The sequence below is a fragment of the Candidatus Neomarinimicrobiota bacterium genome, assembly GCA_022567655.1.
In the GTDB taxonomy this organism is placed as follows: Bacteria; Fidelibacterota; SORT01; order SORT01; family SORT01; genus JADFGO01.
Genome location: JADFGO010000015.1, coordinates 19,210 through 32,306, shown reverse-complemented (window position 1 = coordinate 32,306; position 13,097 = coordinate 19,210). Strand labels below are relative to the sequence as shown.

General features: G+C 44.4%; 8 protein-coding genes. All 8 read right to left on the bottom strand.

Going from position 1 to position 13,097, the window contains the following annotated elements; genetic code table 11:
* The coding region (locus IID12_02975) for a tetratricopeptide repeat protein (protein ID MCH8288055.1) at nucleotides 1–303 on the bottom strand (303 nt) is incomplete at its 3' end.
* A gap of 668 nt (nucleotides 304–971) precedes the next feature.
* Nucleotides 972–4,637 carry a tetratricopeptide repeat protein gene (locus IID12_02970; protein ID MCH8288054.1) on the bottom strand — a complete coding sequence of 1,222 codons (3,666 nt, stop codon included), beginning with the start codon at nucleotides 4,635–4,637 and terminating at the stop codon, nucleotides 972–974.
* Between the two features lie 12 nt (nucleotides 4,638–4,649).
* Nucleotides 4,650–6,830 (bottom strand): UvrD-helicase domain-containing protein, encoded by a 2,181-nt coding sequence (locus IID12_02965; GenBank protein MCH8288053.1) that lies wholly within the window; start codon nucleotides 6,828–6,830, stop codon nucleotides 4,650–4,652.
* Nucleotides 6,830–7,876, bottom strand: coding sequence for an endolytic transglycosylase MltG (gene mltG, locus IID12_02960; protein ID MCH8288052.1), 1,047 nt, complete (start codon nucleotides 7,874–7,876; stop codon nucleotides 6,830–6,832). The genes IID12_02965 and mltG overlap by 1 nt, the downstream gene beginning before the upstream one ends.
* 344 nt (nucleotides 7,877–8,220) lie before the next feature.
* On the bottom strand, nucleotides 8,221–9,387 hold the full coding sequence (locus tag IID12_02955; GenBank protein MCH8288051.1) for a BamA/TamA family outer membrane protein: 1,167 nt from the start codon (nucleotides 9,385–9,387) through the stop codon (nucleotides 8,221–8,223).
* 61 nt (nucleotides 9,388–9,448) lie between these two features.
* Entirely contained in the window at nucleotides 9,449–10,282 is an 834-nt protein-coding gene (gene rsmA / locus IID12_02950) for a ribosomal RNA small subunit methyltransferase A (protein MCH8288050.1), read from the bottom strand.
* Nucleotides 10,272–11,042 (bottom strand): TatD family hydrolase, encoded by a 771-nt coding sequence (locus IID12_02945; GenBank protein ID MCH8288049.1) that lies wholly within the window; start codon nucleotides 11,040–11,042, stop codon nucleotides 10,272–10,274. Before IID12_02945 ends, rsmA begins: the two co-directional genes overlap by 11 nt.
* An 18-nt stretch (nucleotides 11,043–11,060) precedes the next feature.
* Nucleotides 11,061–13,094 carry a methionine--tRNA ligase gene (gene metG, locus IID12_02940; protein MCH8288048.1) on the bottom strand — a complete coding sequence of 678 codons (2,034 nt, stop codon included), beginning with the start codon at nucleotides 13,092–13,094 and terminating at the stop codon, nucleotides 11,061–11,063.
* Nucleotides 13,095–13,097: the final 3 nt, after the last annotated feature.

Here is a 13,097-nt window from a genome sequence, read left to right as displayed (position 1 = left end):
CGCTTGATCAGACCTTTTAATACTTTCTTCAAAATACTCAATGGACGATGGAAAATCGTTTTTTTGAAATAACAGTAATCCAAGATTATTAAGAGTTAACCCTTCACCAAACGTATCTTTGATATTACCTTGTTCCTCGAGGGCTGATTCGAATGACACCCGAGCTTCCTCAAGACGACCTTCGCTAAAGGCAACAATACCCAATCCACTTAAAAATTTTGCTATGAAATTTTTATTCAATTTTTCTTTGGCAATTTTATGACCTAAACCGTACGCCTCATGAGCTTCATTCAATTCTGACATCGAGAAATAAGAATTTCCTAAATTAATGTAACCAGACATCGTAGCAATAGACTCAATCGAATTATTAAAGTTTTTTACAGCACTCCTAAAGTCAAAGTTGTTGTAATCACTCCTTCCTTGTTTAAAATATTTACTAGCCCTTTTAGCTTTCTTTACTTGTTACAGGTAACATTTCAGAAATCAAACGTTTTAGTTCTTTCTTAAGTTCCTCGATTGAGGCCTGAATCATGATCTGCCCTTTAGGTCCCAAAGTTCGCGAATCAAATTTAGATTTCAAGTGATATAGTCTTGCTTCAATAATCGCAAAAATAATCGAGCCCAATATTATGAAAGAAATTATAAGTGATTTGTTATCATGAACCCATTGATAATCAGAGCTTAGACTTACGAACAACAATGCTAGAGAAATTAAAGTAGCGAGAACGATTTTCACATAATTCATATTTATTACCAAATAAAAAACGTGGAGAGTGTATTTCTATACGGAGTAAAGATATGTCAAATCTATTGATTGAGCAACTCAATAATCGATAAAATTAAGTCTAATCTTTGAAATAGGATAGTAACCTATTTACATAATCCAAAGCTAACTTAAAATTAGGGTGCGTATATATTTTTGTCATTTGACTTGATGAGTGCGCAAGTAAAATCTGACGATCTTCGATAGCCTACCCCCCCTCTATTTTTCCGGCGAGCCTGAGCGATTCAATGCGCTGCCGGGCGTATCTTCCGAAGTCGCTGACGGCGCCCTTTTCCTCTATGATCCTGTCATACATCAGCGCCGATTTCTCGTAATCCCCCAATTCCTCGTAGGCGTTTCCCGCCTTCCACCATGCGGAGGCCGACCAGTCTAATTTCGTCGGCGCGCCGAGATATGAGACTTTCAGATATTCTGTTATGGCGCGTGAGTATTCGCCCTGGTTGAAATAGCTCTCCCCCGTCCAGAAGAGTATCTCCGAACTGGTTTCGGTATCGGCATAAGGCAGCAGGTTTTCCCAATGTTTCACGGCCTTCTCATAATCGCCCACGTTCATCAAAAGGCTGCCGATTTTCATCTTCACGTCGAAAGCATTCTCCGAATCAGAATATTTCTCTATGTATAACAAGGCTGTCGTGAGCGCAGGTTCGAGCAGTCCCGATTCCTCGTAGCTCCTGATGAGTTCGGTGTATGCCGTCTCCCTCAATCCTTCCGAACCCGGGTGGTCGATCGTTTTTTTGAGATACTCTATCGCATCGTTGTACTGCTGAACAGAACGAAAGAGTTTCCCTATCGTGAACTGAATTTGCGGGATTATCACGTCATCGGGATATTCATCAACCAACTTGCTTAAACGGCTGAGGGCGTCCTGTTTTTTATTTTCGGCTATTTCTATCAGGCTCAACTCGTAACCCGCCGCCGCCCCGTAACCGCTTTTCGGAAAAATTTTCGTTATCTCCTTGAAATGCCTTTTCGCAGCCGGCAGCAGCTCTTTTTTGCTCAGGTACATTCCTCTTTCATATAACATCAAAGCGCGCTCGTCGGCTGTGGCGCTGCTCAGATACTCTTTTTTGAACGCTGCCTCTACTCGCTCCGCATCCTGAAATTTTTCTTCGCGGAAATAACAGGTGAGAATTTTCAAAATAAACCTTTTATGTTCTTTTTTCGGTAGAAGGTTTTTCGCCATTTCATACTCGCTTCTCGCAAGCGGGTAATCCATTTCACCAAAATATATGTCCGCTAACATTTCATGGAACTTACCGGCTACGGCTCCGGACCAACTGTCAATCAGAAGAGTTCTCAAGAGCGGTTTTGTTTTTTGTGTGCCTCCTTCCCCTTCGTATATGGACAAAAGAGCAAAAGCGGCTTGCGGAGCGTTTGCCGTATCGGTTCCACGCTGCAGATACCTGCGGTAGAAAGATTTAGCCATCTTCAGATTGCCTGACTTTTCCGCCGACAGAGCCGCAAAATATATCTCCTCGCGGTTTGAAGGTATTCTATAGGGAACGAAGGTTTTTGAGAACCACGATTCATCACTTCCGGAGGAAAGAAACTCTTCGAGGGCAAGTTCGTATTCGCCCGCTTCAAAGTAAACCATTCCGAGTTTGGAGCTGACGCTGTCCACGTACTCCGAGTAATAATAATTCTGAACGATGTCTGAATATAAATCCATTGCCTCACTCTGGTTGCCTGACCTCATGTGTGAGTTCCCGAGCAGATATTTCGCCCTGACAATATATTTTCCACCGGGATACCTTCTGATATATGAATCGAGGTCGAGCCTCTTCCTTTCTTCCGAGCCATCCCGCTGGCTTAACAGGGCGATCTCAAAGGAGGCTTTTTCCGATTCCCTGCTTCTTGGATATTCCTTGAGAACCCTTTCGAACAGCTTCCGGGATTTTAATAATCTTCCCTTCCCCTTATATGATTCTCCGATAGACATCAAGGCTTTGTCTATAAAGCCCGATTCGGGGAAAGAGTTCAGAAACGATTCGAGTCTCCGCAGCTTCTGTTCTTTCGAACCGTTTGATATCATCGTCAGATGATATGTCGCCGCCGAAGCGTTTTCGCTGTTAGGGAATTTGCTCTGAAGCTCCGTCAAAAACGAACGGGCTTGCTGTTGATAAAACTTTTTCATCTCATGATCGTTTCGATATTCCGCCTCGAACGCTAATTTCAGGTTAATATCACCAAGCATAAACAATGCGGTAGATTTGTGAGTTCCTGAAAGTTCGGAGCTTATCATCTTTTTCAAAAGCTCCGCCGCCCGCTTAAAATCTTTCATCTCATTCTGATATATCGAGGCAAGCTCTATAGTAAGCTCATCCCTCGATTTATCGGTGATTAGACCCCCCATAAGTTCCGCGAGCCTTTCGAAACCGAGTTCGCTCTCTTTATCGACAAAAATATCGATATACCGTAAAAGCCGCTCGGATTCATCGGACTGACTGCTTCCGGGGTACAACTCCGCAATTTTTTTTAGTTCATCGGTTGACTCACGAGTCAATCCCAAATCGAAATAGCTCCTTGCGAGTTCATACAAAGCATCGTCCACAAACTGATTGTCACCGTAATTATCGGCAACGAGCTTGAAATACGGGACCGCCTTTTCCGTTTCGTTCAAATTATTACGGTAGAGCTCCCCCGCTCGAAAGGCGAAATATGCCCTCTCTTTACCTTCCGGATACATTTCAAGGTATGCTGTGCAGTAGGAAACCGCTGCCTCCGTATCAGACATTCTGAGAGAAAGAGCGACCGCTCTTTTCCTTGATTCCGTCGCAACGCCGAGCGTGTCCGGATATCTTTCGCTTAGTACCCTATCGTAATCGGCAACGGCATTAACAATATCGCCTGTGGACTCGGCGGCATATGCCCGCCTGAAGTAATACATTTTCATCTCCACAGGAGTCAATCCGGAAATTTCTATCTTATTATATAGTTTCAGTGCTTCACCATGTTCACCGAGTAACAGCTTAGCGTCTCCCATCTTAATGAGAGCGTTGTTTTTAATCTTCGCATCAGCCCTTTTCTCTACCGATTTGAACCGGTTATAGGCGGATTTATATTTCCCGTTCGAGAGGTCTATATCCCCTAAAAGTATCAGGCCTTTTTGGACTTCCTTATCTTTTAAAGATAGTTTCGACAGCTTTATCAATGATTTTCCGGCGCTTTCGACTTCCGAGAACTTCATCTGAATCCTGCCCTTTGAGTGCAGGATGAGAGGTAAGTGATTCTTCGCATGCCTATGCGATTCAGCAGCTTCTAATTTTTGCAGGGCATCCTCGTTTCTCCCGCTCTTTTCATAAATTCCCGCAAGAATCGTGAGAGCGGTCAGGGCTTCCTCACTCTCGCCCTTAACTTCTATGAGTTCAAGTAGAATCGACTCGGTTAAGTTATCCATACCTCCGAGAAGATAGTTATAACCGCTCGCCAGATATGCCGATTCTACGTTGCTGCTGTTGGGATAGTACGACGTTAATTTTTTAAACGTAACCGCAGCTGAAATGTAGTCGTTCAGCTCTTCACTCGACTTTGCCGCCAACATGAGCGCTTCCTCAGCTTTTTGCGCTCCGTGATACTCTTTTTCGAGCTGAAGATATACCCTTCTCGAATCGGCGTAATTTCGGAGATTAAAATACGAATTCCCCAATAGTTCCAGCGTCTCCAACCGGAACCGCGATGAAGGGAATTCTTCAAGCAGCTGCTCCAATTGAGCGATGGCAACGTCATAAAGTCTATCATTATATAATTTGGAAGCGAAAGTGAATGCGTCACTCTCTTTGTCTTGCTGGGCGAACAGATTCCCGTTAAAAACGATAAGAAGCGAGAGTAAACCTGTTATGATCTTACTATTCAACGGAGTCCCGAATCAGGAAATTAGTTCTAACTTGGCATATCCGGCTAACAGTTTTTTTATTCCGGCATCTCCGAAATCGACTACGAGCTTTATATCTCCATGATCGGGAGTTACTTCAAGCACCTTCCCTCTGCCGAACAACTTATGAGATACGATTGCACCGGCAGCCAACTCGCTCTTTCCCTTCTGTTTCTTCAATTTTTTACCTCTTCGAACACGTGAGACGTTAGATGCTGTTTCACCTGTTCCGGATCGCTCAGTCTCGATTACATCCAGATGCTCTTCATTTATTTCGGATAGAAACGGAGATTGCCTGGTCCAGGTGAAATTTCCGTATGTCCTTCTTACCGCAGCGCAGGAGAGATAGAGCTTCTCCTTCGCCCGCGTCATGCCGACGTAGAAGAGCCTCCTTTCCTCTTCGATGTCTTCAACCTCCGGATTTTCATCTGACTCCCTGATCAACGGAAGCAGCCCGTCTTCGCATCCGGCTATAAATATTACCGGGAATTCCAATCCCTTGGCGGCGTGAAGAGTCATCAAAGTAACCGCATTAGCTTTGTCGTCCCAGCTGTCTATATCCGTAACGAGCGCCACGTTTTCCAGGAAACCATCCAGGTCTGCATCAGGCTCCGCCTCACAGTATTCGGAGATACTGTTGAACAGCTCCCGTATGTTGGCTTCCCTCTGCATAGACTCTTCGCTGTCCTCTTCTTTGAGCAATTTTCTTATGCCCAACTCATCATCCAACACCCGGACAAGCTCCTCTAAAGGGAGCTCCTTACTCAGATCGGTATATTTTTTTATCAGATGTTTAAATTCGGATAAGCCCTTCTTTTGCCTCTGACCGATTTCAATCTCGTCTAAACTGTCGAGCGCTTCCCAGAATAGTAATTTTCTGTCTAACGCAAATTCCTTAACCTTCAATAAGGTTACCGCTCCAATTCCTCTCGGGGGATAATTAATTACTCTTTTGAGACTTATCGTGTCATTCACGTTCGTAATAAGTCTGAGGTAACTTAAATAGTCTTTAATCTCCTTGCGTTCGTAAAATTTAACACCGCCGACGATCATATAAGCGATCCCTTCTCTGCGGAAAGAATCTTCTAATATCCGGCTCTGGGCGTTCGTACGGTAAAGAATAGCAAAATCTTGAAAAGTCCGTTTTGAATGAAAAATTTCTTTCTGCATGAGCGTTAATATTTGATCAGCCTCGTTCCTGTCGTCGGAGGCTTTTATGAGAGTAACGCTGCTCCCCTTCTCAGATTCTGTCCAGAGGCGCTTTGGAGTTCTATTCTTGTTATTTTGAACAACGTCATGAGCCGCATCCAATATACACTTTGTTGATCGGTAATTCTGCTCCAACTTGTAAACTTTAGTACCGGGAAAATACTTCTCGAAGCTTAATATGTTGGTTATGTCCGCGCCGCGCCATCCGTAGATCGACTGGTCATCGTCTCCTACGACGCAAAGGTTTTTATTATCTCCGGCTAAATAGAGCAGCAGCTCGAATTGCGCCCGGTTGGTGTCCTGAAATTCGTCGACAAGAAGATACTTGTACTTATCAGTGTATTTATCTTTCATATCTTCGAATTTTCTGAATAGTTCTAAAGGTTTGAGCAATAGATCATCAAAATCCAGAGCATCCGCACGTTTAAGAGCTAAAGCATACTCCTCCATTATCTCCGCCGAAATTTCATTGAAATATCCGCCTTTTTTCAGTAAATCCCGGGGACCTAACATACTGTTCTTTGTACGGCTGATTACCGATCTGAATTGTCTCGGTTTGTATCCGTTACCGTCAAACTTTAAGTCCTCCATGATCTCTTTAATAACCGATAATTGGTCGGCGCTGTCATAAATGCTGAAATTCTTCGGTAATCCCAGATATTTACTCTCATGCCTCAATATTCTCGCACAGGTAGAATGGAAAGTTCCGATTTGAACATGGTCAGCGGTTCTTCCCAAGAGCTTTGAAGCTCTCTCCTTCATTTCCCTAGCTGCCTTATTCGTAAAAGTTACCGCGAGAATGTTGCCCGGATCAATCGAAGCCTCCTTTACGAGAAACGCTATCCGGTGAGTAATCACCCTTGTCTTACCGCTGCCGGCGCCGGCGAGGATAAGGATAGGACCGTCGACTGTCTTTGCCGCTTCTAATTGTACAGGATTTAATGCGCTTTCGAGATTCAGTTTCATCAGCGAGTACTCTCCAGCTTTTCCCTGTCGTATTCTTTCCTTAAACGTCTGAGTCTCTTTTTTGCTTCGTTATGCTGTTCAAGAGTTTCCGAAAAGGTATGATAGCCGTCGCCCGTCGCCACGAAGTATATGTAATCTGTTTTTTCAGGCCAAAACGCTGCCCTGATTGAGGCTAAACCGGGACTGCCGATCGGACCCGGCGGCAATCCGCTGTGCCGGTAGGTATTGTACGGCGATTTAATGAATAAGTCCTTGCTCGTTAATCTGCGGGGTCCGTCGGAAAGCAGAAATTGAATTGTGGGGTCAGCCTGAAGCCTCATGTTCTTTTTGATCCGGTTATGGTAGACCGACGAAACAAGGGGGCGTTCGGAATCGTGTACTGCTTCCCCCTCGATTATCGAGGCGAGAGTTATCACCTCATTCAGAGTCATATTCATCTCGCGTGCTTGTGTTCTTTCTTCTTCTCCGATCTTTTCCGAAAAAAGCGCTACCATCCATTTTATCATCGCCGCTTCTGTCATTTCATATGAAAAGTGGTATGTTTCGGGAAAGAGATAGCCTTCAAGATGGTGTGTGGCAAGCCCTATTTCCGCTATGAAAACCGAATCCGATAATAAGAATAGAAAACGGGTTACGTCGATATCTAATTTTTCTGAAAGCTCGTTTGCAATCGACCGGGAGTTCCAACCCTCTCTTATCGTTACAACAATAGGTTCAACCGCCCCGGAAGTTATCATATTAAAAATTTCATATAACCTCGCACCCGGTTTGATTCTATATCTGCCGGCTTTAATCAGCTTTTCCGCGCCCAGCATTTTACCGGCGGTGGTGACTTCTCTTTTTGAGTGTACAACTCCGATCGACACAAGACTATCCGCCACCTGACTCAAATTGGAACCCAGCGGTATATTCAGATTTCTGATATCATCTTCTCCGGAAGGCAACTTGATCCCGGTTAATACTACTAAATAGAATAATATGAATGTAAGTATAGCGACTCCACTTAACGCTGTCAAAGAAATGTTTAGATTAGAATTCTTTTTCACCTTATAGTTCCGCTTCCTGAGAACGACAGAAACAAATTTAGAATTTTCACTTACTCAAGTCAATCCATTTGTCTTACCGTTTAAACTTAGAGGCTAGGTGAAAACATGAAAAGACCTGAAAAAACTGTCATTGCGATCCCGCCGCAGGCGAGAGAAGCAATCTCGTAACTTACTGTAATACAGATGCTTATGAGATTCCTTCAGTCGTCCGGCAGCTGCCGGACTCCTTCGGAATGACGGTTTCTACTTTTTTTCGCACAACCTCCTTATTTTTCGGACAAAAAAACGGAGCCTGAAAGCTCCGCCCGGACTACAAAACGATTATAAAATTTCTATCGGGTAATTTAAAACATATGATTTATCCTGAATGTAATAACTATCTCCCTCTCGTCCTTTGGTCCGTCTAAAGGTTTCGCGAAATTGATCCTGAAATCTCCATCATCGGACTGGAGTCCGATACCAATATTTCTCTTTAATTCCGAACTGTTCGGCAAGTCGCGCGCTCCGTTCCATACAATTCCGGCATCGGCGAAAAATGCGACTTCAAAATCATTGAATATAGGTAGAAATTCCAATCCCGTAATTGCATCTCCATCGGTGATATACTCGGTATTGATCAAAACCATTTTTTCGCCATTTTGAAATTCTTTGTATCCATATCCCCGTAACGTACCGATGCCTCCAAGGTCGAATTTCTTTTGATCCGGTACCGTTCCGAAAGTTGTCCCGTATCGTACACGGAAATTCACTTCGTCATTTCTTCCGAGTCGCTGATACTTGCTCAAACTGATTATATATCTTTCATAATCAGGCATATTATCTGAAATAAGATCACTGTTCCACTCCACATCCAGCGAGGCAGACCAATTCTTTAGTTTTCGCGAATTCCCCAATTCAACGGACAGATACGTATTTTTATACTCTCCCTCCTGAATCAAGGGGTTGTCCCTGAAATCTTCTCCCTGTCGGAAGAGAGACCAGTCCTTTTCTACTTTCATATTCTCCTGGTTTTCCAGCCTGTAGCCCGCTTCGATTACTAAAATTTTGCCGAGCTTCTGCTTCCCGTAAATCGCGCTTCCCCAGCTTCGGTAAAAGTCATGATAGTCTTCGTGAAAAAATAGAGCGTCTATTGTATTTTCGTCCCGGGATATTATCCACAGGTCTTCCGTATGAGTCAGATCAAAAGACTCGATCCCTAACTCCAAACTGTTCTTCCCAAAAAATTTTCGAGTTAGACCGGCACGATACCTTATTTTATCGTTGGACAAACCATATCCGATCGATCCGTAAAAAGTCAAATTGTTTCCCAAACCGTAATAGTCATTATATTCTTTTGGTATTCCTAAGCCCAAAAATAATCCTTCGACCCTATTGTACGAGATCATGAACGTCTGAATCTCTTCATTGTTTTTTAGATCAGATTCAAGCATGAATTTCCCTCCGGCGGCAGCATCCTCTGTTGACAGGGCGAGGATTAGCAGAAGTCCGAAGATCGATCTTACGATTACCATTGATTGCTCCTAACATTCATGAGTTCTTCTCCACTTTCTTAATAGATACGCTTTCGCTTCCTCATTGTTTCACAAGTCGGGCGCTTTCGCCGTTAATCCACTCCTTGATGGCAGCTGAAAGATCAATAAACTCCCCGATGTGAAGCGATTCGGGTCTGAGCGATAGATCAAACCCTTTCTCTTCAAGAAACGAAATACAGTCACCGATATCTTTTAAACTGTTCCGCAGCATTTTTCGCCTCTTACCGAAGCTGGTTCTGATGACCTGCATTAACAATTTTACGTCTTCAGGTTTAACAGCTATCTTTTCTTTAAAGTTCAACCTGAACGCGGTCGATTCAACTTTCGGTCTCGGATTAAACGCTCCCCTCGATATATTGAACAGCTTTACCGGTGTGGAAAAAATCGCGGAATAGACCGACAATATACCGTAAGTCTTACTGCCGGGTGGACTCAAGATACGCTCTGCCACTTCTTTCTGGACTGTCGCGGTCAAGTTCTCCACTACCCTGTAATGTTCGAAAATATGGATCAGAATTTGGCTGGTAATATGATACGGAATATTTCCTATGATCTTTATCTTGCTCTTCTGCCGCTTTGACAGGTCTGAAATATCAAACGTCAAAAAATCATGGTGTATATTTTCGTAATTCTTTGCTGAGGCAAACCTTTCGTTCAAGATTTCCACTAATCTCTCATCAATTTCAACCGAACTGACATGTTTCGCGCGTTTCAGGAGCTCCTCCGTTAAAATTCCCGTTCCGGGTCCGACCTCTAAAATTATGTCATCCTTCGTAACCCCGACGCTTTCAACCAACTTACGGGCAATATTCCGGTCCATCATAAAATTCTGACCGAGGCTCTTTTTATGCCGAAATCTTCTGTTAGCCGCCATTTCGAAGACCCTCGAACAGGTTAAAGCAATTTTCGGAACTGGTTTCGGACAACTCATCAATCGACATATTCTTGATTTGAGCAATTTTCTCCGCTATGTATTTCAGATAGGCGGGTTCGTTTCTTTTACCTCTGTGAGGAACAGGTGTCATGTACGGTCCGTCGGTCTCGATCAACAGTCGGTCTTTTGGGATCATCTTGACAACCTCGATTAATTCTTCATTTCCAAACGTGATGATGCCTGTAAATCCGAGATAGTACCCCATTGACAAAAGTTTCTCGGCAAAATCGATCCCGCCGGTATAGCAGTGAACAACCCCCCTGATATTACGGTTCTCGGTCAAGCATTTTTCCATTTCAGCGTCTGAATCACGATTGTGAATAATAACCGGTAAATTCAACTTTTCAGCGAGCTCCAACTGAGCCTTGAAAACCTTAATCTGCGATTCGTCTGAAGAATAGTTTTTGAAAAAGTCGAGCCCGATCTCACCTATCGCCACGACAGTTTCATCGCTGCTCATCTCTTCCAACCGCTTTACAAAATCATCAGCCGCGTTATCAGCGTCATGCGGGTGTACTCCTACGGCAGCGTAAATTCCGTCATTTTCCTGTGCGATTCGAATGCACTTGGCGCTGGATTCCAATGACGTTCCCGGCGTGATCATTTTCCGTACACCCGATTGATCTGCCTTGATTAAAATCTCCGGCAGATCGTCAGAATAAACTTCGGAGTCTAAATGTATATGGGAATCTATCAGCATCAATTGCTCAGGACGAGGTCAGCTAATAGATGCGCCGTCCGGAAGTTCGCCCTCAACTGTCAGTAGGCTGAAGCCCTTATCCGACTCCGCAGCGAGCAGCATCCCTTCCGATTTTTCTCCGCGTATGGTGGCCGGCTTCAGATTCGTTACGACGACGATCCTTTTCCCCTTAATATCCTCCGGTTCGTAGTCGGCAGCCACGCCTGCAACTATCTGTCTTTTCTCATCACCGAGGGAGACTATCAATTTCAAAAGTTTATCTGTACCGGCGATTCTTTCTGCCTCAGTCACCGTGGCTATCTTGAGTCCCAGACTTTTTACCGTCTCGACAGTTATCAAATTATCGGTTCCTGAACTTCCGGTTTCTCCGCCGGAACTGTTCTCATCACTCAATTTAGACTCCTCTGCTTCTATTTGCTCATCCTCAATTTTCGGGAACAATACGGTTGGTTCGTTCAGTTTGTGCCCGGCGTCAATATCAACATGTCCCGCTTCGCTCCAGCTGATCTCCATGTCGAGATTCAACAATGACCATATCTTTTCGGAGGTGAAGGGAAGGACGGGCGACGCCAGCACTGCAAGAGTTTTTATAGTCTGGACCGAATGATTTATCGCGGTGCTGCACCGTTCCGGATCGCTTTTTAACGTCACCCAGGGCTCGTTTTCATTGAAGTATTTATTCCCCGACCTCGCAAGGTTCATCCACCCCTTAACGGCGTCTTTTACCCTGAATTCTCCGTAGGCTTCCCCTACTATTTGCGTAGATTCCTTCAATTGTAAAATAAGTTTTTTATCGCTTTCGCTTAGTTCCGAAGAAGGAGGGACTTTTCCTTCGAAATATTTGTGGACGAATGTAACCGTCCGGTGAACGAAATTCCCTAATATGTCGGCGAGTTCGTTATTGTTTTTGGATTGGAATTCAGCCCAGGTAAAATCCGAATCTTTTCCCTCGGGTGCGTTGGCGGCGAGCGCGTACCTTAATGGATCAGGAGGGAAATTTTGAAGATATTCATGCAGCCATACCGCATGATTTTTACTCGTGGAGAGTTTGCTCCCTTTGAGATTCAGGAATTCGTTCGCGGGAATGTTATCCTCTAACACATATCCTCCATAACCCATCAGCATGGCGGGAAACATGAGGGCATGGAAATAGATATTATCTTTCCCGATAAAATGGATCAGGCGGGTATCATCACTTTTCCAATACTTTTCCCACAACCCGGGATCGCCCTGTTTCTGCGCCCATTCTTTCGTCGAGGATATGTAGCCTAATACCGCTTCAAACCAGACGTAAATCTTCTTGCCCTCTGCGTCATCAAGAGGAACCGGAATGCCCCAATCGAGATCCCGCGTCACGGCTCTCTCTTCCAATCCTTCTTCGAGCCAGCCCCTACAATAGTTGATAACATTTGCTTTCCAGTGGCTGTGAGCTTCAATAAACTCTTTCAATCTCTCCTGAAAATCACCGAATTTCATATACCAATGCCACGTTTTCCTGAGCTCCGGTGTTTTACCGCTGAGCTGACTCACAGGGTTTTTCAACTCAATGGAGTCATACCATTTCCCGCACACTTCACACTGATCTCCTTTGGCGTCATCGCTGCCGCACTGCGGGCAAGTTCCGGTTACGTACCTGTCCGGCAGGAACATCTTTTTTTCCGTATCGAACCATTGCTCGGACTCGCGTTTTATCAGGTAACCTTTTTCCATGAATTTTGTGAAAAAATCCTGCGCCGTTTCCGTGTGTACCGGTAAAGAAGTGCGGGAGAAATTATCGAAACTTATCCCGAAATCCTCAAAACTTTTTTTAATCAACGGATAATAGTGATCGACAACCGCCTGCGGAGTCGTGCCTGATTTCTCAGCTGAAATAGTGATCGGTACGCCGTATTCATCGGTCCCGCAGATATAGATAATCTCGTCGCCTTTCAGTCGGCTGTAGCGTACGAATATATCGCCCGGGAGATAAGCGCCGGCGATTTGACCTATATGGAGTGGACCGTTAGCGTACGGTAGAGCAGAGGTGACTAAAGTCCGCTTGAAATCTCCCATTAG

Coding starts and splice junctions, on each gene's coding strand:
- IID12_02955 (MCH8288051.1), bottom strand. CDS start 9,387: ATGGTAATCGTAAGATCGATCTTCGGACTTCTGCTAATCCTCGCCCTG.
- IID12_02965 (MCH8288053.1), bottom strand. CDS start 6,830: ATGAAACTGAATCTCGAAAGCGCATTAAATCCTGTACAATTAGAAGCG.
- metG (MCH8288048.1), bottom strand. CDS start 13,094: ATGGGAGATTTCAAGCGGACTTTAGTCACCTCTGCTCTACCGTACGCT.
- rsmA (MCH8288050.1), bottom strand. CDS start 10,282: ATGGCGGCTAACAGAAGATTTCGGCATAAAAAGAGCCTCGGTCAGAAT.
- IID12_02945 (MCH8288049.1), bottom strand. CDS start 11,042: ATGCTGATAGATTCCCATATACATTTAGACTCCGAAGTTTATTCTGAC.